24 protein-coding genes are annotated in these 24,392 nt (G+C 61.0%); 10 read left to right on the top strand and 14 right to left on the bottom strand.

Annotated features, from left to right (window positions below; all coding sequences use genetic code 11):
• Window positions 1–38 precede the first annotated feature (38 nt).
• Window positions 39–992: a LysR family transcriptional regulator gene (locus tag ACE04I_RS06860; protein ID WP_046796544.1), complete on the top strand. Its 954-nt coding sequence runs from the start codon at window positions 39–41 to the stop codon at window positions 990–992.
• A gap of 616 nt (window positions 993–1,608) precedes the next feature.
• Here the strand turns inward: ACE04I_RS06860 and ACE04I_RS06855 are convergent.
• Window positions 1,609–1,983, bottom strand: coding sequence for a hypothetical protein (locus ACE04I_RS06855; protein WP_046796543.1), 375 nt, complete (start codon window positions 1,981–1,983; stop codon window positions 1,609–1,611).
• Between the two features lie 220 nt (window positions 1,984–2,203).
• On the opposite strand from ACE04I_RS06855, the gene ACE04I_RS06850 reads away from it, so the two are divergent.
• A complete protein-coding gene (locus ACE04I_RS06850; protein ID WP_487206801.1) occupies window positions 2,204–2,467 on the top strand; it encodes a hypothetical protein in 264 nt (87 codons plus the stop codon).
• A gap of 826 nt (window positions 2,468–3,293) precedes the next feature.
• Here ACE04I_RS06850 and ACE04I_RS06845 read toward each other — a convergent pair.
• Window positions 3,294–4,373: a D-TA family PLP-dependent enzyme gene (locus ACE04I_RS06845; RefSeq protein WP_487206800.1), complete on the bottom strand. Its 1,080-nt coding sequence runs from the start codon at window positions 4,371–4,373 to the stop codon at window positions 3,294–3,296.
• Window positions 4,374–4,559: 186 nt separating this feature from the next.
• Between ACE04I_RS06845 and ACE04I_RS06840 the strand changes: the two genes are divergently transcribed.
• From ACE04I_RS06840 to ACE04I_RS06815, 6 genes are read left to right on the top strand one after another with little or no spacing between them, the layout of a single operon-like run.
• Window positions 4,560–5,405: a transporter substrate-binding protein gene (locus ACE04I_RS06840; protein ID WP_046796540.1), complete on the top strand. Its 846-nt coding sequence runs from the start codon at window positions 4,560–4,562 to the stop codon at window positions 5,403–5,405.
• Window positions 5,406–5,462: 57 nt separating this feature from the next.
• A complete protein-coding gene (locus tag ACE04I_RS06835) occupies window positions 5,463–6,125 on the top strand; it encodes an amino acid ABC transporter permease (RefSeq protein ID WP_046796539.1) in 663 nt (220 codons plus the stop codon).
• A gap of 4 nt (window positions 6,126–6,129) precedes the next feature.
• Window positions 6,130–6,795: an amino acid ABC transporter permease gene (locus ACE04I_RS06830; protein ID WP_046796538.1), complete on the top strand. Its 666-nt coding sequence runs from the start codon at window positions 6,130–6,132 to the stop codon at window positions 6,793–6,795.
• Window positions 6,796–6,807: 12 nt separating this feature from the next.
• The gene (locus tag ACE04I_RS06825) at window positions 6,808–7,578 is read left to right on the top strand and encodes an amino acid ABC transporter ATP-binding protein (protein ID WP_046796537.1); all 771 of its coding nucleotides are present in this window, start codon (window positions 6,808–6,810) and stop codon (window positions 7,576–7,578) included.
• Window positions 7,579–7,596: 18 nt separating this feature from the next.
• On the top strand, window positions 7,597–7,986 hold the full coding sequence (locus ACE04I_RS06820; protein ID WP_046796536.1) for a RidA family protein: 390 nt from the start codon (window positions 7,597–7,599) through the stop codon (window positions 7,984–7,986).
• 51 nt (window positions 7,987–8,037) lie between these two features.
• Window positions 8,038–8,868 carry an IclR family transcriptional regulator gene (locus ACE04I_RS06815; protein ID WP_046796535.1) on the top strand — a complete coding sequence of 277 codons (831 nt, stop codon included), beginning with the start codon at window positions 8,038–8,040 and terminating at the stop codon, window positions 8,866–8,868.
• 203 nt (window positions 8,869–9,071) lie between these two features.
• Here ACE04I_RS06815 and ACE04I_RS06810 read toward each other — a convergent pair whose 3' ends face one another.
• From ACE04I_RS06810 to ACE04I_RS06775, 8 genes are all read right to left on the bottom strand, one after another.
• The gene (locus ACE04I_RS06810) at window positions 9,072–10,145 is read right to left on the bottom strand and encodes an LLM class flavin-dependent oxidoreductase (protein WP_487206799.1); all 1,074 of its coding nucleotides are present in this window, start codon (window positions 10,143–10,145) and stop codon (window positions 9,072–9,074) included.
• 8 nt (window positions 10,146–10,153) lie between these two features.
• Window positions 10,154–11,095, bottom strand: a complete 942-nt coding sequence (locus tag ACE04I_RS06805) for an ABC transporter substrate-binding protein (RefSeq protein WP_487206798.1) — start codon at window positions 11,093–11,095, stop codon at window positions 10,154–10,156.
• Between the two features lie 74 nt (window positions 11,096–11,169).
• Window positions 11,170–12,108, bottom strand: coding sequence for an ABC transporter substrate-binding protein (locus ACE04I_RS06800; protein WP_046796533.1), 939 nt, complete (start codon window positions 12,106–12,108; stop codon window positions 11,170–11,172).
• A 31-nt stretch (window positions 12,109–12,139) separates the two neighbouring features.
• Entirely contained in the window at window positions 12,140–13,930 is a 1,791-nt protein-coding gene (locus ACE04I_RS06795) for an amino acid ABC transporter permease/ATP-binding protein (protein ID WP_487206797.1), read from the bottom strand.
• Window positions 13,931–13,940: 10 nt separating this feature from the next.
• Window positions 13,941–14,492, bottom strand: a complete 552-nt coding sequence (locus ACE04I_RS06790) for a GNAT family N-acetyltransferase (protein WP_046796639.1) — start codon at window positions 14,490–14,492, stop codon at window positions 13,941–13,943.
• Window positions 14,493–14,517: 25 nt separating this feature from the next.
• On the bottom strand, window positions 14,518–15,705 hold the full coding sequence (locus ACE04I_RS06785) for a M20 aminoacylase family protein (RefSeq protein ID WP_046796638.1): 1,188 nt from the start codon (window positions 15,703–15,705) through the stop codon (window positions 14,518–14,520).
• A 67-nt stretch (window positions 15,706–15,772) separates the two neighbouring features.
• Complete coding sequence (locus ACE04I_RS06780; RefSeq protein WP_046796532.1) at window positions 15,773–17,110, bottom strand: LLM class flavin-dependent oxidoreductase; 1,338 nt, start codon at window positions 17,108–17,110, stop codon at window positions 15,773–15,775.
• A gap of 18 nt (window positions 17,111–17,128) precedes the next feature.
• Window positions 17,129–18,127, bottom strand: coding sequence for an MsnO8 family LLM class oxidoreductase (locus ACE04I_RS06775; RefSeq protein WP_046796531.1), 999 nt, complete (start codon window positions 18,125–18,127; stop codon window positions 17,129–17,131).
• 433 nt (window positions 18,128–18,560) lie between these two features.
• On the opposite strand from ACE04I_RS06775, the gene ACE04I_RS06770 reads away from it, so the two are divergent.
• Window positions 18,561–19,091, top strand: coding sequence for a flavin reductase family protein (locus tag ACE04I_RS06770; RefSeq protein ID WP_046796530.1), 531 nt, complete (start codon window positions 18,561–18,563; stop codon window positions 19,089–19,091).
• Between the two features lie 129 nt (window positions 19,092–19,220).
• Complete coding sequence (locus tag ACE04I_RS06765; RefSeq protein WP_487206796.1) at window positions 19,221–20,438, top strand: SfnB family sulfur acquisition oxidoreductase; 1,218 nt, start codon at window positions 19,221–19,223, stop codon at window positions 20,436–20,438.
• Between the two features lie 4 nt (window positions 20,439–20,442).
• Here ACE04I_RS06765 and ACE04I_RS06760 read toward each other — a convergent pair whose 3' ends face one another.
• From ACE04I_RS06760 to nadA, 4 genes are all read right to left on the bottom strand, one after another.
• Entirely contained in the window at window positions 20,443–20,904 is a 462-nt protein-coding gene (locus ACE04I_RS06760; RefSeq protein WP_046796528.1) for an RrF2 family transcriptional regulator, read from the bottom strand.
• A gap of 94 nt (window positions 20,905–20,998) precedes the next feature.
• Window positions 20,999–21,853, bottom strand: coding sequence for a carboxylating nicotinate-nucleotide diphosphorylase (nadC, locus tag ACE04I_RS06755; RefSeq protein ID WP_487206795.1), 855 nt, complete (start codon window positions 21,851–21,853; stop codon window positions 20,999–21,001).
• A 1-nt stretch (window position 21,854) separates the two neighbouring features.
• Window positions 21,855–23,396 (bottom strand): L-aspartate oxidase, encoded by a 1,542-nt coding sequence (locus tag ACE04I_RS06750; protein ID WP_487206794.1) that lies wholly within the window; start codon window positions 23,394–23,396, stop codon window positions 21,855–21,857.
• Window positions 23,393–24,364 carry a quinolinate synthase NadA gene (gene nadA, locus ACE04I_RS06745; protein ID WP_487206793.1) on the bottom strand — a complete coding sequence of 324 codons (972 nt, stop codon included), beginning with the start codon at window positions 24,362–24,364 and terminating at the stop codon, window positions 23,393–23,395. Before nadA ends, ACE04I_RS06750 begins: the two co-directional genes overlap by 4 nt.
• Window positions 24,365–24,392 lie beyond the last annotated feature (28 nt).

The raw sequence follows: 24,392 nt of genomic DNA, 5'->3' as shown, positions 1-24,392 counted from the left end.
CTTCCATATGCTGAATCTAATGATATGATTTCAGCGATATGCTGAACCATATTGATCTATCGAGGACCGACCTTAACCTGCTTGTGCTGTTTGAAGCCGTGATGGAAGAACGCCATGTGGGCAGGTCAGCTCAACGCCTCAACCTTTCGCCGTCCGCGGTAAGTCATGGGCTGCGGAGGCTTCGTGCCCTCCTCTGCGATCCGCTTTTCATCAGGACGCCGAGAGGCGTCGTCCCGACCGATCGGGCTCTGGAACTTGCCGGGCCGGTAGCGGAGGTGCTCGAGCGGGCGCGCCAGATCATCATCAGTTCCGAGGCCTTCGACCCGCAACGCTCGTCGCGCCGCTTCACCATCGGGGCGCCTGACGGAGCATCTTCCGTGCTTCTCCACCCTCTTCTGCAGAAACTCGCCAGCAACGCTCCGGGTGTTTCGCTTGGGGTGCGCCAATTGCTGCCCCGGCCTGGAGAAACGTCCATGGCATCAGCCTGGGGCGATGCCCTGATCGACCTCGAAAGGCGGGCGATAGACATCGCAATCATTCCTCACGACAACATTCCCGCCCGCTTCCAGCATGAACTGCTTTATGAGGAGGATTTCGTGGTGGCGATGCGCGCCGGGCATCCGTTGAAATCGGGGACCACCCTTGCCAGCTATTGCGAGATGAAGCACCTCGTCGTTTCCCATTCTGCCGATCCGTTCGGCTTTGTTGACGCTGTTCTCGCGCAACAGGGACTGACACGGGAGGTCGCGCTCACCGTACCGAACTTCATGCTGGCACTGGCGGTGCTGGCTGATTCCGAACTGGTCGGCGCATTGCCGCGCCACTTCGTCCAGATGTTTGAAACGAAGTTCGGCATAGAGCACGTGGATGCTCCGATCGACCTTGGCCGGTTCAAGATGAACCTGGTGGTCCCGAAAGCCGCCCTGATGGACACCGGCATCGCCTGGCTGGTGAACACGATTAGGACAATGCGCTCGGCGGATTTGCCGTGAAGCTTTGCCCCCCCGATTGAAGGACCACCATATTCCGCGGGCACCTGCTATTGACCGTGCAACGGCTGCATCGCGCGCCAGAAGCGGTCACCGGCCTGAAATAACCGGTCCGACAACATGGGCAAGCCCGCTTATGCCATGTGATGGGAATGTTATGATCTCATCTGCGTCAACATGGCTGATGTTGTATGCAGCAGTTCTGAGGTAGTGCTCCCCACAATATATAGCGTCAAGTAATAACCTGGAAATATCCAAAATGTGGGATTGGTTCCCTATAGTCTTCCTTCCGTTCAAGGTTCTCGTGTTAGGCACGGGCATGTTCTTCGCCATCAAGTGGCATCACGATCAAGCGAAGAAGAAATAACGAAACCAGCGAGCCGTAAGCGCCTGCCGATTAGAAGGCCCCCATTTAGTCCCCCTAGAGCCGATAGCGGACTTCGGCGAAACGCGGCGGTATGGCCGCTTTCGTCTCCAGCGTTCGGAAAGCAGTCAGACCGCAGACGACCCCAAAGCTGCCAATACGGATTGTGCCGGCGTACGACCAGCAGATGCCCCGGAATGGACAGAGAACCGTTGCTCATATGATGACCGCTTCAGGAGCGATGCCACAACGGCTCTAATCTGCTGCTGTCTCCTCGCGCACGGCGTCCAGGAGGAGGTACACGACGATGTATTTGATCGTGTACGGCGTACCGCTGTCGGAAGTACCCTCGAGGGTTCCGCCATCGGCCGGATGCCACGTATAGTAAAGGGGATTGTTGGCAATCAGGGTGGCCACTTTGCCCGCATATCTGCCGTCTAACCGATAACGTTTTTCGGCGAGCGGCCACATGCGCTGGTAGTCCTCCTGCGTGACGCGAATCCGCAACGCTGCCCTCTGGGTTTTGCTGGCGCGCTCTGCGCCTTCGCGCCCGGATGCCGGAATATCCAGCATCACCTCCTCGGCATCATCGAAGATCGACTTCAGTTCCTCTGGCCACGCACGCTTCATGGACTACTCCTCCTTCGGCCGGGGCTCCGGTTGCTCGGGAATCTAGTCCCACCTTGTTCTTGAAGCAAACGGCAGCGCCATACCCGCCGTTGCGATGTCCGGGAATTTCCCTATGGTACTAGTGTTGCTGCCTACATAGTCGCGTGTGTTCCTCTCGCACACCTTCTGGAAGGCGATACGACAGGAACCATAGGTGCCATTGGATGAAGAGCGGGTCTCGATGACGAAAGAACCAAAGCTGGAGCATTCGGATCTTTCCGGCGAATTCGAAGACGATGGTGTTACGGTCCTGGTGGACATTCACAGGGCCGCCGGCAGTAACGACGGCTGGACCCTCGAGGTGATCTCGCAGGAGGAAGATGTGACGACGTGGGAGGACAGCTTCGCTACCGACAGCGAAGCGTGGGAGGAATTTCTTGCCACGACCGAAAGGGATGGCATTCGTTCCTTCCTCGGCGACGACGACAGCAAGTCCGTGCACTAGGCGCTATGGAACGGCTGAGCAGGAAGTGCGCTTTGCCATTCTCTCCGCGCTGCAGTTGCGGCGCTTGATGGTGGCGTCACCACCTGCGGATTGCGCAAGACCGGGTTTTGATGGCCTGTCTAGAAGACAAACATGTAAAGCAGGATGATCACGAAGATAGGAACGCCCATCGCCCACAACACAATACCCTTGAGCATCTATTTTCTCCTTCTGTCTTCCGACACACAACGCGTTGCGCCTGCCGCGGTTCCTGCCCGCGGTGACGATGGAGACTTCGGATTGACGATAATTGCTTCGGACGCTTTGCGTCATGATCGCGATTAACTCATGGCGAGCGCATCGCCGAATCCAGAAAGCAACCTGTTATGCCCGGATGCGCGGAAAGCGGAAGCTGGGATAGCGGGCGTCCGTTATGTCTGACTGCCCGCTTACGAAGTTTGAGCTTGTGCACGGCATAGACCGCGGACACCGCGCCATCTTGCTTATGCAGAATTCCGTGTGCAAAGCATGGCGCCACCGCAGACGTTTAAAGAAGCTGGTTATACACCTGAGAAAACCAACGCCTGCCGGCTGGAGAACCGCGACGATATCCAATCGGTCATCGCGCGTTATCGCAAGCACAGTGGGACGCTTTTATGAGCAGGTGAGGCTACACAGCTGAAGACCTCTCCGATCTTTCCGTGACCCAGACTTTCTTCTTCGGGCTCTGGATGCGCTTTCCCAGGCTCGAACCATGCGGACCCGAATATCGCCTGCTTTGCTGGCGAGAGCGTACTCGCTAGGCATCAAGGTCATTCGAAGCATGAAGTACGCGGTTTCCGGATGGTCATACCACCTTCCCACGAGCCGAGACTGATACCCGTTTCAATGCGACATTTCCGCCGCTGATCACGAACAGGCTGTCAACCATGTTGGTTACAACGCATGCGTGGTTCGGCACGATGCGCACCCTTTCGCCCACCCTCAAATCAATTGGTCTATCGCTCACCAGGCGACCGTGCTCCTCCGACAATTGATCGATGACGATGTCGTCGCGACCTAGAACATGCCCGTAGCCGGTCAGGCCAAGAAGATCCGATGTCAACGTCTTGGAACCAGCATCGATAATTGCCCGATTTTTCGCTGGAACCGATACAACCGTAGCGACAACCGTCAGAGCACAATCCTTCCATCCGCACGAGCCGCGAGCGACGAGCGAGCGATCGTTGTAGACATAGGTGCCGGGCCGATACTCCGTGGCGACCGGCGCATCCGCCGCGTGCATCATGGTCGGCGTGCCGCCGGATGTGATGACCGGTACCGCGATGCCGCGGGCTTCGATCAAGGCTTTCGCCTCCGTCATAAACGCCTCCACACCCGCCTCACCTGCGGCTGGCGGATAAGTCATCAGTCCGCCAAAAATCAAGCCGGGTGCCTCCGCGATGCGCGCCGCAAGCACGTCGGCATCTCTCGGGCTTACAACGCCGCAACGATTGGCACCGGTATTGCATTCCACCAGCACCGACAGCGGCCTTTCGGACGATGCGAAAACCTGCGAAAGCCCGTCGATCACCTCGGCGCTATCGGCCACTACCGACAGTCGGACCTTTTCGGCGAGCGACCGCAACCGTACCAGCTTTTGCTCGCCGACAATGTTGTAGGTAATCAGAACATCACGGATCGCGGCGCAGCCGGCAACCATCGCCTCGGCTTCGGAAATCTTCTGGCAGGTTATACCGGTCGCGCCCGCGGCGAGCTGCATCTCGGCAAGCAGCGGCAGTTTGTGCGTCTTGATGTGCGGGCGAACCTTGATGCCATGCGCGTTCGCATAATCCTGAAAGCGAGAGATATTCGCTTTGGCGATGTCGAGATCCACCAACACGGCCGGAGTGTCGATGTCGTTGAGATAATCCTGGTCGAATGACATGCCGATCTCCGAATGCCGTTGTGTAGCGATTGGGCGGTCAGGCCCCGCGAATCCCATTTCTCCGAAAAACGGTAGGACGGTCTATTGACAATTTATGACGAGTGCGCCTGAATACGTCAATCCAGTAAAATGGACAGCCGTCCGGTATATTGGACATCGTTCGAATAGTCACAAAAGGGGAACGCGATGACTAACTCTTTTCGTACCGGCGTGTTGATACTCGCTGCTGCCACTTTCCTGTCGGCGGTACCAGCCATGTCTCAGCAGACCAGCAAGCTCGATGAGGTTCTGGCTCGTGGCCATCTGATCCTCGGCACCGGCTCGACCAATGCGCCGTGGCACTTCAAGAGCGCCGACGACAAGCTGCAGGGCTTCGATGTTGACATGGGCCGCATCGTTGCAAAGGCGCTGTTCGGCGATCCGGATAAGATCGAATATGTCAACCAGTCGTCGGATGCCCGTATCCCGAATATCACCACTGACAAGGTGGATCTGACCTGCCAGTTCATGACCGTCACCGGCGAGCGTGCGCAGCAGGTTGCCTTCACCATTCCTTACTATCGCGAAGGCGTGGGACTGATGCTGAAGGAGGGCGGCCAGTACGCCGACTACGAAGCACTGAAGGCCGCCGGTTCGTCCGTGACCATCTCGGTCCTGCAGAACGTTTATGCCGAGACGATGGTGCATGCCGCCTTGCCGGAAGCGAATGTCGACCAGTACGATTCCGTCGACCTCATCTACCAGGCGCTGGAATCGGGCCGGGCCGATGCGGCTGCGACCGACCAGTCCTCGCTCGCGTGGTACATGACCCAGAATCCCGGCCGCTACAAGGACGCCGGGTACGGCTGGAACCCGCAGACCTACGCCTGCGGCGTCAAGCGTGGTGACCAGGATTGGCTGAACTTCGTCAATACCGCACTCCACGAAGCGATGACCGGTGTCGAGTTCGACTTCTATGCGACCTCGTACAAGACCTGGTTTGGCAAGGAACTTGCCCCGCCGCAAATCGGCTTCCCGGTCGAGTACAAGTAACTGACGATGGAGCGGGAAGGTTTTTCCCGTTCCATTTCCTCCTGACGACGGATTGTCATGGGTTACACACTGAATTTCGCTGTAGTCTGGCGCAACTTCGACCAGTTGCTGGCCGGTCTCGTGCTGAGCCTTGGACTTGCCTTCATCTCCATTCTAATCGGCGTCGTGATTGGGCTTGTGGTCGCGTTTGCGCTGACCTCGAAAAGCCGCGCCGCGCGTTGGCCGGCAGTTGGCTATGTTACGATCATCCGCAACTTGCCGATCCTGGTACTCGTGCTGTTCGCCTATTTCGCGTTGCCCCAAATGGGCATGCGGCTCGGCAAAATCGAAAGCTTTATCGCGGTCCTGGCGATCTATTCCGGCGCCTATCTCGCGGAGGTGTTTCGGGCGGGCCTTCTGTCCATTCCCAAGGGATTGCCGGAAGCGGGATTGGCGATCGGTCTGACGCCGATGCAGATCCGCACTTCTATCATCATGCCGCTGATGTTCCGCAACGTCTTGCCGTCGCTTTCGTCGACGATCATCTCACTGTTTAAGGATACCTCGCTTGCCGCCGCGATCGCTGTACCGGAACTGACCTTCGAGGCGCGCAAAATCAATGTCGAGAGCTTCCGCGTCATCGAGACTTGGATCGTGGCATCTGGCCTGTATGTCGCCACCTGCACCATTCTGGCCGCGATGATGCGTTTCGCTGAGCGCCGGCTGGCCGTTTCGAGGTGAGATCATGATGGATTTCTTCGCATTCCTCGAGCAGCTGTGGATCGCCCGCTTCGTCATCTTGAACGGCCTCAGCGTCACGGTCTCGATCTCGCTGCTCGCGATCGTATTCGGTTCGATAGCTGGCGTGTTCGTCGGCCTTGTGCTGACCTACGGATCGCTGCCTTTGCGCTTTGTCGTGCGGGGTTATATCGACATCGTTCGCGGCACCCCCGTCCTCGTGCTGGTTCTGGCGAGCTATTATGTCTCGTCGGCCGTGGGCTTCGATCTCGGCCCGTTCGCGGCCGGCGTTCTTGCGCTCGCGATCTTCTGCTCCTCCCATGTGGGCGAGATCGTGCGCGGCGGCCTTCAGGCCATTCCGATCGGCCAGACCGAGGCGGCCAAGGCGATCGGCCTCACCTTCAGCCAGACGTTCGCCAACGTCCTGTGGCCGCAGGCGCTGCGCCAGTTCCTGCCCACCTGGGTCAACACGGCCGCGGAAATGGTTAAAGCCTCAACGCTGCTATCCGTGATCGGTGTGGCAGAGCTTCTGCTACGAACCCAGGAAATCATTTCCCGCAACTTCATGAGCCTCCAGTTCTATTTCTTCGCTGGCCTGCTCTATTTCGTCGTCAATTTCGCCATCGAGCGCTTCGGCAAATATGTCGAGCGCAAGACGGCTGTGCCGACCTAAGGGTTTATACCGATGGCAAAGACAATCCTAGAAATCGTAGGACTGCGTAAGACCTACGGCTTGCTCGAAGTGCTCAAGGGCGTGGACTGTACGGTCAGGGAGGGAGAGGTAATCTCTATCATCGGCTCCTCCGGCTCCGGCAAGACCACTATGCTCCGTTGCATCAATATGCTGGAGGAATTCCAGGGCGGCACGATCAGACTCGACGGCGAGGAGATCGGCTACCATGTCGAAGGTACGCAACGCCGCCGTAAGGGCGAGAAGGAAATTGCCCGCCAACGCGCGCTGACCGGCATGGCTTTCCAGCAGTTCAACCTCTTCCCGCACATGACCGCAGCGCAAAACGTGATGCTCGGCCTCGTCAAGGTGAAGAAGATGGGTGGTGCGGAGGCCCGTGCCATCGCCGAAAAATGGCTGGAGCGCGTCGGGCTCGGAGCCCGCGCCGATCACTATCCCGGCCAGCTTTCCGGCGGGCAGCAGCAGCGCGTCGCAATCGCCCGCGCGATCGCCATGAATCCGCGCTTGATGCTGTTCGACGAGGTGACCTCCGCACTCGACCCGGAGTTGGTCGGCGAGGTGCTGCAGGTCATCAAGGGCCTCGCCGCCGATGGCATGACGATGCTGCTCGTCACCCATGAGATGCGCTTCGCCTTCGAGGTATCCTCCCGAGTCATCTTCATGAACCAGGGTGTGATCTGCGAAGAAGGTGATCCGAAAGAAATGTTCGTTCGCCCTAGGACGGAACGCTTGGCGGAATTCCTGAAAACATCAAGTTTCAACTAGAAGAAAAGCGAGATTCCCATGACCATCAAACGTTACGGCGCCGGCGAAACCGGGGCTGGTGGACAGCCCTTGCCCTTTGCTCGCGCCGTCGAGGCGAACGGCTGGCTCTACGTCTCCGGTCAAGTTCCCATGGAAAAGGGCGAGATCGTCCGTGGTGGCATCGTGTCCGAGAGCCGAAAGGCCATTGAGAACATGATCGGCATTCTGAAGGAAGCCGGCTACGGTCTTGAAGACATTGTGCGCATCGGCGTCTGGCTCGATGATCCCCGCGACTTTTGGAGCTTCAACGGCGTTTATGCCGAGTATTTCGGCGAGAACCCGCCTGCTCGCGCTTGCGTTCAGTCGCGGATGATGGTCGATTGCAAGGTCGAGGTCGATTGCGTGGCCTACCGCGCCGATCGTAGCTGAATTTTTGGCATCGCGGCCTCTTGGGCTGCGATCCTTCTTTCGAGGAGCCTCATGGCTGACGCCGAAGACATCGTATCGAGACGCACACGCGGCCTGGACCGGGCATTTGAGATTCTCGAATTCCTGCGCCGGAAGCGTCAGCCCATGCGGCCGAACGAGATCGCATCGTCCATCGGCGCACCGCGCTCCTCAATCTACGAGCTGGTCAACCTGCTGCTGCGCCACGGCATGCTGGATTATGAGGGCGGCGATGGTCGCGTCTTTCTCGGCCGCAAGCTCTATTTCCTCGGCACCGCCTATGCAGAACAATTCGACCTGATGCGCGAATGCGACCGCATGCTGGTCCGCCTGGCCGAGGAAACCCGCGAAACGGCGCAGATGTGCCTGCTCGAGGGCGACAAGTACACGGTGGCGATGATGCGCGAGGGGCTGCGGCCGTTCCGTATCTCAGCAAATGTCGGCGAGTTGGTCTCGATCCCTTGGACGGCGTCCGGCCGGCTGTTGGTGGCGCATCTCTCGGATGAGGAAATCCTTGACTTTATTCCGCCCGGCGATTTCGTGCTGCCGAACGGCCAGCGGCTTGATCCGCAGGAGTTCATCGCACAGGTCCGAAAGGCGACCGAGGACGGCTACTTCACCTTCAATAGCGTGGTCGAGAACTTTACCCACTGTTTTGCGGCGCCCATCCATCGGGCCGACGGCGTGTGTATCGCCACGCTCTGCCTCGTTGCGCCGCGCGAGGACGGCATTCGCAACCGTGACGGTTATCTGGAAAGCCTCACCCGCGCTTCACGTGAGATTTCCGAAAAGCTCGGCTTCCACGGGGTACAAGCAACAGCCAGCTCTTCCTCCGGTGGGTATGACAGGACGTCTTCTGCCTGATCCCGGACCCTTTGCGCCGAATACTCGTATGTCTGCTTTTCGCGTTCGATGCTTAACTGCGGATGGCCTGCCCTCGCCCCCCTCTTTCGATCGAGGCGGAAGGTGGGACGAATAAGACTGCCTGTGCGCGGTATTCAGTCATCGATCCCGCCCGCACGACTGGGTGTTGATGCCCAGCGTGTGAAGCGGCGTGCATTGTTTGGTCATGCGAATGCTTTCCAGAAATTGAGAGAATCGAGATCCAGGCTGGTGTCCCTCGACGGTTTCCAGCCCAGATGCGGCGCGATCTTTTCGGCAAAGTCCGTGATGATCTGGACATATTCCTCGAGAGCGAACTCGTAGGGCAGTTCCAGACGCAATTCGTGTACCTCCCGCAGCACGTCGTCAGCCAGCAACCGCTCCAGGATCTCGTCGGAACCGCCGACCAGATCGCGGCTGAAGAGCGTGCGGCGCGGCCCTTGCGGCGACAGCGTGCGCTCGTGCCTGCTTGCGGCATATGCGCAATATCTCTCCCGCGTTCTCCTGTCGGCGCTGTCGGTCGGCACGATCACCCTGCCGGCGGCCACGCGAGGCGTCTTATCCGGCGGCAGGACGGCGCGGTAAGCCTGGAGCTGCCTCGCCTGCGTCTTGAAGAAATCATCGCCGGCATCACCCGAGGTGAGATTACCGATCATCAGGTTGAGACCGGCCTTTCCCGCCCATTCGCAGGAGCGGAGCGAGCCGCCCCCATACCAGACGCGGTCCCGCAGCCCCTTGGCATAGGGCTGGAGCCGCGCCCGCTGGCGATTGCCGGGCGAGACCACATAGGTTTCGTCATCGCCGATGAAATCGCCGCCGAGATTGGCAAGCAGCCGCTCGACGCGGGCATATGAAAAGTCGAAGCTGCGCCAATCTCCGTCGAAGACCAGAGGCGCCACCAGCTCGGCATGCAGCGGCGGCCCGGCGCTCACGCCGACATTCAAGCGCCCGCCGGACAGCGCATCCGCCATGGAAAGATCCTCGGCAAGCCGGAAGGGGCTTTCGTAGCCGAGCTGGATCACCGCCGAACCGAGCTCTATCCGCTTCGTCCGCTGGCTTGCCGCCGCCAGAAACACCGCCGCCGAGGAGACGCCATGCTCCAGATGCCGCTGGCGGACCCAGGCACTGTCATAGCCCAAGGCTTCCCCCGCCTCGAAGAGCTTGAGCGAGGCTTCCAGCCCACCGCCGGGATCCTCGTCGGGATAGTTTCCGGGCGTGAGAAAGCCGATATGGCGAATGGAAAGCGAAGCGTCTGTCATGATGCGGATCAGCTCTTGGGAAGTCCAGGCGGATTGGTTTGCGATTGAGGCAGTGCCTCTTCGGCGAGCTGCCAGCGCTCCAGAAGCCTGGCGTAAGCGCCGCTCTTCATCAGGTGATTGGTCGCAAGCGTCAGCGCGTCCGCAAGCCCTGACCCCTTGCGGGTGGCGATCGCCACATCCGAGCGTTCCGGCCAGCCGGCCGAGAGCGTGCCGACGCGCTTGATGTTCTTGTCGCGAGCGGCGATGTAGGCGAGCTGTGCATGCGGCTGGACGATAACGTCCACCCGCCCGGCGCGCAGCGCCACCAGCCGGGCCGCCTCGTCGTCGTGGTATTGCAGCTGGATAGGCTCCAGCCCGGCCTTGACGTTCTCATCGCTCCACTTGAGCAATATGCGTTCCTGGTTGGTGCTGGCGCCAACGGTGATGCTCAATCCCGCCGCGTCCTTCGGCTCCCTGATCTCCTTGACGTCGCTGTCGGCCTTCACGAAGAAGCCGTGCAGTCCCTGGCGATAGGTGGAGAAATCGAACTTCTCCTTGCGCTCTTCGGTTACTCCGACATTTGAGATCACCGCATCATACTTGCCGGAGACAAGGCCGAGCGGCCAGTCGGCCCAGGCAACAGGCACCAGTTCCAGGTCGAAACCCAGGCTGTCGGCGACAGCGAGTGCGTAGTCCGGATCGGCACCGACCACGGTCTTTGCATCGGTCGCATAGGTTGCGAGCGGCGGACCGCCCGGCGATATCGCCACGGTGAACCTGCCGGGCGACACGAACTTGAAGTCGTGAGGGATGGCGGCGATCGCCGCCGGGTCCTTCTCTGCCCGCACGCGGCCTGGCTGATCGGGCGACAGATCGAAAATGTCTTCCGCCGCCAGGGCGCCATAGGCGAGAAGCGGCAAGGTGAGGAGGCCAGCGGCAATCGCGCGGCCGATCTTTCTGGTGAGGTTCATGGGTATTGTCCATTGAAGGAGGGTTGAGGCGGGACGGGAGAGCCGCCCTCGCCTTTCGGCTTGCCTGCGTCCCATCAGCTTTTCGGCAGGCCCGTTGGATTGGTGCGCGACTCGGCGACCGCCTCGGCGGAAAGGTTCCAGCGCGAAAGCACCTTGGCGTAATTGCCGCGTCTGCGCTGCTCGTTGAGGGCGCCAGTGATCGCGTCCGCCAGACCGGAACCCTTCCGCGTCGCGACCGCGATCTCCGCGGTCTGCGGCCAACCGCCGGAGAAGGTCCCGACCAGCTTCGTCTTCTTCTCCTTTGCCGCCTTGAACGCCGAGGTGGCGTTGGGACCGAGATAGGCATCGGCACGGCCCGATTGGAGCGCTACGTCGAGCACGGCCTCGTCGTCGTAATACTGCACCTCGCTGGCCGGCAGGCCCTTCGCATTGTTGGCCTCGATCCAACGCAACAGGATCTCCTCCTGGTTGGTGCCCGAGGAAACGATCACCTTGAGGCCAGCCACGTCCTCCGGCTTGGTGATGCTGGTGACCTTGCTCTCCAGCGGCACGTAGAAGCCGAGAAGATCATTGCGGTAGGTCGAAAAATCGAACTTCTCCTTGCGCTCCTCGGTGACGGTGATGTTGTGTATCGCCGCGTCGAACCGACCGGAGGCGACGCCAAGCGGCCAGTCGGCCCAGGCGATCGGCACCAGTTCGAGCTCAAGCCCCAGGCTGTCGGCGACGAGCTGGGCGATATCCGGCTCGCTTCCCACCGGCGTCTTGTTGTCCGTGGCATAGGCCGCGAAAGGCAAGCGGCCGGGAACGGAAGCGACTGTCAGCTTTCCCGGCGTGACGAATTTATAGTCGGCCGGAATGAGCTTTATCGCTGCTTCGACCTGCTCGACCCGGATGCGATCCTTCTGCTCGGGCGAAAGATCGACCTCCTGCGCCTGGGCGGTTGCCCCGAAGAAGCCGGAGAGGGAAAGCAGGCTTGCGATCGCGAGGCCGAAAATCCTTGATCTGTAAGTCATGGCGGGATGTCTCCTTGTTCGAGATTTTTGTTCAGAGGACCTTGGCGAGGAACGCGGCCGTGCGCGGATGCTCGGGCCGGCTGAAGACCTTGTCCGGCGAGCCGGTTTCGAGAATCCGGCCCCGCTCCATGAAGACCACCAGGTCCGATACCTCACGGGCAAAGCCGATTTCATGGGTGACGATGACGAGCGTCGTTCCGGAGCGGGCGAGTTCCTTGATGACGTCGAGGACCTCGTTGACGAGTTCCGGATCGAGCGCCGAGGTGGGCTCGTCGAAGAGCAGCACCTTCGGCTTCAGCGCGAGCGCTCTGGCGATCGCCACACGCTGTTGCTGGCCGCCGGAAAGCTGTCGTGGATAGGCATCCGCCTTATCCGCAAGGCCGACGCGGGCCAGCAGCTCGCGCGCCTCGGTCAAGGCCTGCTCGCGCGTATTGCCGCGAACGCTGACCGGCGCTTCGGCAATGTTTTCCAGAACCGTCAGATGCGGGAAGAGATTGAAGTTCTGGAATACCATGCCGACTTCGACGCGCCGCTTCAGGATATCCTTCTCCTTGAGCTCATAGAGCGTCTCACCATCCTGCCGGTAGCCGATCAGCTCGCCGTCGATAGCTATGAAGCCGTCATCGACGCGCTCGAGATGATTGATGGAACGCAGGAGCGTCGATTTTCCCGATCCCGATTGACCGAGAATGGTGGTGACGCTGCCCGCCGGAAGGGAGAGCGTCACCTCGTCCAGGACCTTCAGCTGGCCGAAACTCTTCGACACACCATGGATCGTGACCTCGCCGCCACGGAAATGCAGGGGGGCGATTGCCGCGGCGCGGCGTTCGACCGGCCGGTCCGCAACTTCCGGCGTCCTTGCCGGCTCGGCAGCCTTGGGGACGATCCGGCGATAAAGGCTGGTGAAGATCGACGGCGGCGGGTTGCGCAGCGCGCCTCGCGCATAATGCCGCTCGATATGATGCTGGACGATCGAAAGGACGGTGAGGATCACCAGATACCACACGGTCGCGACCATAAGCAGGGGAATGACCTCCAGATTGCGGCGGTAGATGATCTGGATCGTGTAGAAGAGCTCCGGCAGGGCCAGGATGTAGACCTGCGACGTGCCCTTCGCCAGACCGATGATGTCGTTGAAGGCCGTCGGCAGGATGGAACGCATCGCCTGCGGCAGGATGATCCGTGATGCCTGGCGGCTGCGGGGCAGGCCGAGCGCGGATGCGGCTTCGAGCTGGCCCTGATCGACGGAAAGGATGCCGCCACGAATGATTTCCGAGGCGAAAGCCGCCTGGTTCAGAGTGAGGCCGAGGACGGCCGCCGCAAACGGCGTGATGAGCTGGGTCGTGTTCCAGCTGAAGAAATTGATGCCCGTATAGGGCACACCGACCGTGACCGTCTCGTAGAGATAGCCGAGATTGTTGAGGATCAGCAGCAGCACGATCAGCGGGATCGAGCGGAAGATCCAGATATAGGTCCAGGAGACGCCGGCCAAGAGCGGCGAGCGCGAGACACGCGCCAGCGCCAGCCCGGTCCCCAGGATAAACCCGAAGAAAGCGCCAAGCAGCGTCAAGAGCAGTGTGCGCGCAAGTCCCACCAGCACCGGTTCTGCGAAGAACCATTCCGCGAATACGTCCCAGCCCCAGCGGGGATTGCCGAGAACGGAGTGGAGCGTCGCCGCGATGACCAGCAGCGCGAAGATCGTGCCCGCCGTGCGAGCGGGATATCGCGCCGGAACGATGCGGTAGTGGGAATAATCTCCCTTGGCGGCGGTGGTTTTTCGAGGTTCGGCGACGATACCGTCGAAATCGGTCGTAACGGCCATGATGATCTCCTCACGCGCTGTGGAATGCGCCGGCGACCGGCTGTGTTGCTGCTGGCACCGGCCGGGCCTGGGCCTTGACCGGAAGCAGTTTTTCGAAGGGCAGTTTGCGGATCGTCTCCAGATCGGCCGTGGTGTCGAAAAGGGCCGTGTAGCCGTTGGTGAGGTAAAGCCCCACGGCTTCCGGCTGGCGAAAGCCGGTCGTCAGATAGATGCGGGAATAGCCCTGCCGCGCCGCCTGCGCCTCCAGCTCAACCAGCACCCTTCGGGCAAGCCCCTGCCGGCGAAGGCTCGAATGGGTCCAGATCCGCTTGAATTCGGCGGTTCCTTCGTCCTGGTGCCGCATGAAGGCGCCGCCTGCGATCGCCTGACCGTCACGCAGCAGCAGGAGGAAACCGCCATTCGGCGGCGCGAAGACCTCCGGCGCATAGCGGTTCATTTCCTTGGTGGCGCCCTCGGCATCGTAGAAGCTGCCGTAACGGCTGTCGTATTCGAAGGTCAGTTCCTCGATCAGCGGCTTTGCCAGCGGATCAAGCGTGGTGGTGTAGACAAAACGGTCGCTCACGGGATCGCTCCTCTTCATCGGCTGGTCAGGACAGGAAGGCTTCGGCAAGCCGCACCCAGAGCCGTGCGGCCGGCGCAATGATCTCGTCGTTGAAATCGTATTGAGGACTGTGGAGAGGCGCGCTGTCGCCATTGCCCACGAAGAGGTAGGACCCCGGCCGTGCCTGCAGCATGTAGGCGAAATCCTCACTGGCTGTCCGCGGGCGGAAGTCCTTGGCAACCTGCTCAGGAGGGAAATTCGATTCCGCCACGCTGCGCGCAAAACGGGTTTCCTCGACATGATTGACGACTGCCGGAAAACCCCGGCGGTAATTCACCTCTGCCTGGGCGCCGAAGCTTTCCGCCTGCGCCTGCGCCAGAACCGGCACACGCTGTTCGAGCCTGTCGCGGACCTCCGGCGAATAGGCCCTTGCCGTCAGCTTCAGCTCGACGCTTTCGGGAATGACATTGGAGGCCGAGCCGCCATGGATCGAGCCGACCGTCAGCACCGCCATTTCCAAGGGATCGACATTGCGGGCGACGATGCTCTGCAGCGCGGTGATGAACGATGCCGAGGCGAGCACGGGATCGACCGCCTCGTGAGGTGCCGCACCATGCCCGCCCTTGCCGACGATGCGGATCAACGCCTGATCGACCGAGGCCATGGCCGGGCCTTCCACGAAGCCGAATTGCCCGGCGGTCACACCCGGCCAATTGTGGAGACCGAAGACAGCGTCCACCGGGAACCGCTCGAACAACCGGTCCTCGATCATCTTGCGGGCGCCCGCCCCAACCTCTTCGGCCGGCTGGAAGATCAGCGTCAACGTGCCGGAGAACTTTCCATGCTCGGCAAGATAGCGCGCGGCCGCGAGCAGGATCGTCGTGTGGCCATCATGGCCGCAGGCGTGCATCACGCCGGGATTGCGGCTCGAATAGGCAAGTTCGGTTGCCTCGTCGACCGGCAGCGCATCGATATCCGCCCGGATACCAATGCGCCTGCCGCCTTTCCCCCGCCTGAGCGTGGCGACCACCCCATAGCCACCTACTCCCTCCGTCACCTCGTAGCCGTAGGAGAGGAGGTATTTGGCCACGACTTCGGAAGTCCGCCGCTCATGGAAGGAGAGCTCCGGATACTGATGCAGGTCCCTGCGGATCGCCACGAATTCGTCGATCGAGGCAAGGATCGTCCGTTCGGCGTCGTCGCGATGACGCGCGCCGTCTATATGGATGTTCATGATCTTCTGCTTTCCGGGTCTTGCCGCCGCGCGTTCGGCTTGCGGCCGCTTCACCCTTTTCAGTTGTTCAAGCCCGTGCTTTTTCCGTCTCCCGCGACCCGGCCGCGTAAACGCTCTCGCGGTAGGGCAGTCCGAGATGGTCTCGAAGCGTCTTTCCTTCGAGATGCGGATCGAAATAACCGCGCTCCTGAAGAATGGGGACCACCAGACGGATGAAGTCGTCCAGGCCTTCCGCGATCACCGGGAAACCGAGGATGAACCCGTCCGCCGCATCGTTTTCGACCCAGTCGATGATCTTGCCGGCAATCGCATCCGCTGCACCGACGAAGCCTTCACGCGGGGTTGCGGCCTCAAGCGCCACCTGACGCAGCGTCTGGTTCTTCTCCTTCGCGATCTGCTTGATCCGATCCGTCGTCGAGCGGAAGCTGTTCTTGCCGATCTCGCCAAGGTCCGGAAAAGGCTCGTCCAGCGGATAGACGCTGAAATCGTGATGGTCGAAGAAGCGCCCGAGATAGGCGAGCGCATCCTCGATCGAGATCAGGTCGCGAATGATCCGGTATTTCTCCTCAGCTTCCGCTCGTGTCTTTCCCACGATGGGGCCGATGCCCGGGAATATCTTCACGTCGTCCGCCGAGCGGCCTTGCGCGACCGCCGCCTGTTTCACCCGGCGTGAGAAAGTCTGGTTGTCCTCCAGCGATACCGCATGGGTGAAGACCGCGTCCGCATGCCTGCCGGCCAGGCCGATGCCGGCATCTGAGGAGCCCGCCTGGAAGATAACCGGCTGCCCCTGCGGCGAGCGCTGGATGTTGAGCGGTCCCTCCACCTGGAAGAACCGCCCCTTATGGTCCAGCCTGTGCAGCTTTTCGCGATCGAAGAACTTGCCGGTTTCGCGGTTCCGCACGAAGGCGCTATCATCCCAACTGTCCCAGAGGCCCTTGACGACCTCCAGATATTCATGCGCCATCTCGTAGCGCAGCGCATGTTCGGGATGCGGGCGGCTGTAATTCCTCGCCGTTCCTTCAAGCGGCGTCGTCACCGCGTTCCAGCCCGCGCGACCGCCGCTCAGGAGATCGAGCGAGGCAAACTGCCGGGCAACGGTGAAGGGATCGCTGTAGGAAGTGGAGACGGTGCCTGCGAGGCCGATCTTGGAGGTGGCCGTCGCCAACGCCGAAAGCACCGTCAGCGGTTCGAACCTGTTGAGGAAATGCGGGATCGATTTTTCATTGATGTAGAGACCGTCCGCCACGAAAGCGAAGGCGATGCCGGCGGCTTCCGCCTTCAATGCCGTATTTTTGAAGAATTCCAGATTGACGCTGGCATCCACCGGGCTCGACGGATGGCGCCAGGCATTCATATGCCCTCCCGCGCCCTGCAGCATGATACCGAAACGGACCTTCTTGCTCATCTCATATCTCCTTAAAGATCATGCGGCTGCGGAAAGCGGCTTGCGCGCCAGAAGCTCGATGCAGGCTAGTCGCTCGTCAGCGCTCACCGCGGGCGGCTCCAGAACGAACTCCTCGATGCCGTGGAGTTGCGAAAGGCGTGAAAGCTCCTCGTGAATGCTCGCCGGCGTGCCGTGCAGCACGCTCGGCTTGCGTTCCTCGATGCGGTATTCCTTCGCGCCGGCCTGTCTGGCGAACTCCTCCGCCTGTTCTCGGCGCCCAAGACTCACCGACTGGCCGTTGTCCAGGAAGACCTTGAAGACCTTCAGCTCCCCGATCCGTGCTGCGGCATGTGCGGCGTTTTCGGATGCGAAAGCCGCAAGGGCCAGAATGGCCGACTTGCCGCCGCTTTCGCTTCGGAAGGTTTCGAGGCTGATGCGAAGGTTTTCCGGATCTCCGTTGAGATGCCCCGCGAAAACGAAACTCCATCCCCGCGCCGCGGCAAGGCGCGCGCTGTCCGGACTTGCCCCAAGCAGGAGACGCTCTGCCGTCACCGGGGGCTTTGGGCCTGCAAGCGGCACGGTGTCGTCCAAGTGGCTTGCGACGGCATCGTCAAGAAATGCGGTCAGATCGGCCAACTGCGCTTCGAATTCCGGCCGGGCGGTGCGATAGGCCTGCAGAGCGGCGGTGGATTTTGGCAGTCCGCCAGGGGTCTTCCCGATACCGAGATCGACGCGACCGGGCGCCAGCGACGATAGGAGGTTGAAGACCTCCGCCACCTTATAGGGGCTGTAATGCTGCAGCATCACTCCGCCCGAGCCAACCCGGATACGGGAGGTATTGGCGAGTATCCAGGAGATCAGAACTTCCGGGGCGGAACTCGCCAGCTCCGTGCTGCCATGATGCTCCGCCACCCAGAACCGGCGATACCCCAGCTCCTCGGCCCGCTTGGCAAGATTAACCGTATGGGTAAGAGCGGCAACGGCGCCCTCCCCCGTGGGAATAGGGCTTTTGTCGAGAAGGCTGACTGCGTACATCATGACCTCGCGGAGGCGGGTTGATCATGACCTTATTTGTCTATTAATTTAGTAGATAATGAAGGGAGATATTTCCGATTGTGAGAAAGAAGAGGGAAATCATTTTCCAAGTCGCGCCCACTTGCCACTCCTGGTTTTCCAATGAGCACGGCCTTCAAACGGCTGGCCGCATATGACTCCTATCCGCAGCGGCGCGACATTTTCACGTCTTGAAGCCGTCGCGAACCCGCACCCGCCGCCATGATTTGGCGCCCGCCACGCCCTGGCAAGCGTTTCACCTTTTCTCCTCAAACAGCCCCGTGTCGCGGAAAAACCTTCTACGGCAACCGGGATCTTTATCATTATCTTGTTTGTCTACTTATTTAATAGACTTTAGCGTTCGACGGACATCAAGGAAGGAGCAGATTGCTCCCCCTCATTTGCTGGAGGAATTGCCGTGGATTTGGCAGGAAGATTATCGATCGCACCCTCCCTTGCTCGGGAGAGCCTCGCGCCCGACGCCCTCAAGGCGGCAATGCGCCATGTCGCAGGAACCGTATCGGTCGTTACCGCCGGGGGAGAAGATGATCGGACGGGAGCCACCGTGACCTCCGCCACGGCTTTGTCGGTGGAGCCGCCGACGATGATCGTCAACATCAATCGCTCCTCCTCCACCTGGCCGGTCATCGAAAGGCATCGCCATTTTTGCGTGAACATCCTCACCGCGGAACATCAGGCCGTCGCCGACCGCTTCGCAGGCAAGGGCGGCGTAAAGGGTAAGGAACGTTACGCGAGCGCCGAATGGACCACGCTGGCGACCGGGGCTCCCGCCCTGATCGGCTCCCTGGCCGCTATCGATTGCGACGTCGAGGAAATCATCGAGCGGCATAGCCATGCCATCATCATCGGGCGCGTGATCGCGATTTCCCTGAGAGGCGGCTCACCCCTGATTTACAGCCACGGCCAGTACCGCAATCTGGAAGACTAGGGCGACTTCTCTCTACCGCAGCCTACTCGGGGCAAGATTAGTCGCCATCGGTCGCGCAATTGAAGATTTATTTCTTCTCGCGGCCTCTGCCGCATGGCTCAATGACGGGCTTGATCGGGGAGTAGAGCAATGAGCAGGGTTTTCCATTTGGCGGGAAAGATCAGGGCAGTCGCTCCATATCTTGCGACGGAAGACGAAGCCATCGAGGTGGCGAGCGCGCTGGCCGCCCGGCTTGCCGAAGGTTCAAGTCATCGCGATCGCGAACGCATACTTCCCTATGATGAGATGGAGCTTATAGCCCAATCGGGTCTCCTGGGGACCACCGTTCCATCCGAATATGGCGGCGCGGATATCTCAAACGCTTTCCTGGCCGAGGTGATCGCGATCCTGGCCGAGGCGGACGGCTCCATCGGCCAGATCCCTCAGAGCCATTTCTACATCCTCGAAGCGCTTCGGCTGAGCGGAACCGAAGAGCAGAAGAAATATTTCTTCACCCGCGCCCTTGCCGGCGAGCACTTCGCCAATGCACTCGCGGAAGCCGGAACGGGCGTAGCGGGAGATATCGAGACGCGGTTCGTGCCGGATGGCATGGGCTATCGCATCACCGGCCGCAAATACTACTCGACCGGCGCCCTTTTCGCCGACTGGATCGCGATCTTCGGCAAAGACCATCAGGGCAGGCTGGCGATGGGCATCGTATCGCGCCGGACGGACGGATTGACAATCACCGACGATTGGGACGGGTTCGGGCAAAGGACCACCGCAAGCGGTACGGTTCTCTTGAAGAATGTGTATGTCCCGGCCGACTCGGTCATCGGCTATCACAGCAGCCTGGAGCGGCATGCGCCACTCGGTTCCCTCGGACAGCTCCTGCATGCCGCGGTCGATCTCGGCATCGCGCGCGCCGCCTTTACCGACATGATCGGCTTCGTTCGCGGAAAGTCCCGCGGAAACCGCAATATCGGAATTGAAACGGCGAGCGAAGACCCCTTGACCATAGCCCGGGCGGGTTCGATCGCCGTTAAGATCGAAGCCGCGACCGCGGTTCTGGAGCGGTCGGGTCGCAAGGTGGACGCGGCACAGATCAGTCCCTCGCCGGAAGCGGCCGTGGAGGCTTCACTCGCTGTCGCGGCGGCAAAGATCCTCACGACGGAAGCCGCACTCGAGGCAACCAACGGCCTCTTCGAGCTTGCGGGCACCTCCTCCACGAAGGAGAGCCTCAATCTCGACCGGCACTGGCGGAATGCCCGCACCCATACCGTTCACGATCCGGTCCGCTGGAAACACCACGCAATCGGGGATTTCCATCTGAACGGCAATGTTCCCCTGCCCAACGGGCAATTCTGAAACGCTATTTGCCGCCAGCGCGGATCTCGTCACCGTCGAGCAGGCCGCTCGAACGCTTGGCGACCATCTGTTCCAGCGTCATGTTGTCGAGGATGGATGCGATCGCGTCGCGCACGTCCGTCATGGAGTGCCTGATCTGACAATCTTCGGGATGATCGCAATCATCGCAGGGCTCGAAGGCGGTCTTGCTGGCACAACGGATCGGCGCCAGCGGACCGTCAAGGATGCGCACCGCCTGGCCGACATAGATCTGCGATGCGGGCTTTGACAACGCATATCCGCCGCCAGGCCCTTTCTTGGAGCGCAGAATGCCACCTTTGCGCAGCTCGAGAAGGATTGCATCGAGAAACTTCTTCGAAATGTTGTTCTGTTCGGCAATCTCGCTGATGAAGGCGGTCTTGCCAGGTTCGAGCTGTGCCAGGTGGATGAGCGCCTTGAGCCCGTATTTGCCCTTTTTTGTAAGCATCGACTATCGAAGTTCCATTTGGATATCTGCGGCCAGCCGGTCCGGCAAAGGCAGCTAACCGATACAGGAGCCGGCAGAAAGCTTCAACGACGCTTTATGGGGAAACAAAATCAAGCCCGATATCGAGTGTCGGCGCGCTATGGGTTATCCAGCCGATCGATAGAAGGTCCACACCCGCCCCGGCGATTGAGGCTGCGCTCGAAGGGGTGATGCCACCCGAAGCTTCCGTAATGGCCCGTCCTTTGACGATCGCGACCGCTTCGCGCAACTCCTCCGGCGTCATGTTGTCCAGCAGCACGGCATCGACGCCGATATCCATGGCGTGGCGCAGCTGTTCGAGCGTGTCGACTTCCACCTCGATCTTGACCATGTGGCCAGCCCCGGCTTTCGCGCGCCGGATCGCCTCGGCGACACCGCCGGCAATCGCAACGTGGTTGTCCTTTATCAACACTGCATCATGAAGCGCGAAACGATGGTTCATGCCGCCACCGGCGCGAACCGCATATTTCTCGAGAGCACGAAGTCCCGGTGTCGTCTTGCGGGTGCAGACCACCGATGCCCTCGTCCCGCTGATTGCAGCCACGATCTCCGCCGTGACTGTGGCGATGCCGGATAGATGACCCATAAAATTGAGAGCGGTCCTTTCCGCCGTCAGCAAGCCTCGCGAAGGGCCTTCGATCGTCGCGATGACGTCACCGGCCTTCACGCTTGCACCGTCCGGCACATGGCGGCTCATCACGATCGCCGGATCGATGAGCTGGAAGGCCAATTCAGCGGCATCGAGGCCGGCTATAACCCCAGGCTTGCGGGCAGCCATCACCACCGTCGAGCGGTGATCCGCAGGGATGACCGTAGCTGACGTGATATCGCCGGCGAGCCCCAGGTCCTCCATGAGGGCTGCGCGAACCGGCTGCTCCAGAATGAGCTTGGGAAGAGGAGAGAGAAGCATGTCAGGCGCTCCTGGCAATCGAGTGGGAGAGGATGTCGTGGGCGGCTTCAAGCGCATCAGTGAGCCGCATGACGCGGCGCTGAGGCTTGGCGAGCTTGAGAGGAAAGTCCGTGCGCGCATGTGCACCGCGCGATTCCTGCCTGAGTTCCGCAAAGACACTTATCAGCAAGGCGACGATTGCCGGATCAGACGAAGGCCCCTCACACTCCACTAGCGGCAGGAGCCCGGCAATCGCTTCGCGAGTGGAAGCGGCGTTTCGCAGCACGCCCAGATGCCGTGACACAATGGGGCGGATGACCGCAAGGTCCGGCGAGGCCGGCAGAGGCTCCGATGGGAGGCCTCCTTCTGATTCCTGTGGCAGACCCGCGATATCGCGTGCGGCGCGCATGCCCATGACGGCGGCCTCGAGCAGCGAATTGCTGGCGAGACGATTGGCGCCGTGAAGGCCGGTGCATGCCGCCTCCCCCACGACCCAAAGACCGCGAACCGAGCTTCGGCCGCCGGCATCCGTCGCTACCCCGCCCATATGGTAATGGACGGCGGGACGGACCGGGATAAACTCTCGCGATGGATCGACGCCCGCTTCACGACAAAACCCGTCGATCGTCGGAAAGCGGCTTGAAAACCTCGCGCCCAGCGCCTTGCGAGCATCCAGAAACACCCGGCCGCCGCGGGCGATCTCGGCGCCGATGGCGCGCGCCACGACATCTCTGGGAGCAAGCTCGGCACCCGGCTCACGAGCGAGGAAACGCTCGCCCTTCTCGTTGAGCAGGACCGCGCCTTCGCCGCGGACCGCCTCGCTCACCAATGCCAACGGCCGCCTCGGAGAATCGAGCGCGGTCGGATGGAACTGCACGAACTCCATGTCGGCAAGCATGGCTCCCGCCCTTGCCGCCAGCATGATGCCCTGACCAAAATTACCGGTTGGATTGGTGCTTGCGTCATAGAGGCCGCCCAACCCGCCCGTCGCCAGCACGACCTGCGATGCCGGGAGGACCGCAGCACCGCTCGAAGTCGCGCAGAGCAGGCCCGCGACATGGTCACCATCCATGAGCAGCCGACGGACCTCCACGTCCGTCAGGATCGAAATTGAAGGCGTGTGCAGGACAGCCTGCACCAGAGCCCGGACGATAGCCGCACCGGAGGCATCGCCTTGTGCATGGACGATGCGGCGGCGGGAATGGGCCGCCTCCAGGCCGAGCATGAATGCACCCTTGCCGGCCCTATCGAAGCCGACACCGAATTTCTCCAGCAGGGCAATAGCCGCAGGTGCCTCCTTCAGGATCGATGCCGCAACGGCCGGATCGCAAAGCCCGTCACCGGCGGCAAGCGTGTCGGCCAGATGCAGGTCCACGCTGTCATCGGCACCAAGACTCGCGGCAATGCCGCCCTGCGCCCAGGCGCTCGACGTCCCGGCGCCGAGGCCAGCGCGGGTGACAAGCACGACCGGGCGCGGAGCGAGCGTCAGCGCCGTCATCAGACCGGCCAGTCCGCTCCCGACGACCGCGACGCGGCCGGCGAGATGATCGAGCTGCTCGGTCATACGGCGAGCATCCTTTCGACAGCGCGGCGCGCAGCGACGGCGACCGCCGGATCGACGATCACCTCGTGCCGGTTCTCCTCAAGCGCTTTGCGGATGTTGGAGAGCGTGATGCGTTTCATGTGCGGACAGAGATTGCAGGGCCGTACGAATTCCACATCCGGATGGTGGACCGCGACATTGTCGCTCATCGAGCATTCCGTCAGCAACACGACGCGGGCGGGCTTTTTTTGCCCGACATAATCGGACATGACCGCCGTGGAGCCGGCAAAGTCCGCCTCGGCCACCACGTCTGGCGGGCATTCGGGATGGGCAAGAACCGTCACGCCCGGATAGGCCTCGCGCAAATCCCGAACATCCTCAGCGCTGAACAGTTCATGCACCTCGCAATGGCCATGCCAGGCGATGATTTCGACGCTCGTCTCCCGCGCAACGTTGCGAGCAAGATATTCGTCGGGGATCATCAGCACTTTCGGAACGCCGAGCGATTCGACCACCTGTTTTGCATTGCCCGATGTGCAACAAATGTCGGATGCCGCCTTCACCGCGGCCGACGTATTGACATAGGTGACGACCGGCACGCCGGGATGGGCCTGCCTCAGGAGCGCGATGTCCTCCGGCGTTATCGATTCCGCCAGCGAACAGCCCGCCTCCATGTCCGGGATCAGCACCGTCTTTTTAGGGTTCAGGAGCTTTGCGGTCTCCGCCATGAAATGCACGCCGGCGAGAACGATGACCTCGGCATCCACCTCTATCGCCTTGCGGGCAAGTGCCAGGCTGTCGCCGACGATATCCGCAACGCCATGGAAGATTTCCGGCGTCTGATAATTGTGCGCGAGGATCACCGCGTTGCGGCGGCGCTTGAGGTCCAAGATGGCCTCGACATCGGCCTCATAGGCCATCCACTCGGCCTTGGGGATGACGCGGCTGACGCGATCGTAAAGTGAGGATGCCGAAATCGACGAGTTCATGCGCGACTCCTATTATACTCCAAGTGAG

It is taken from the genome of Rhizobium moroccans, from assembly GCF_057559155.1.
This window is presented reverse-complemented; position numbering and strand designations above follow the sequence as displayed.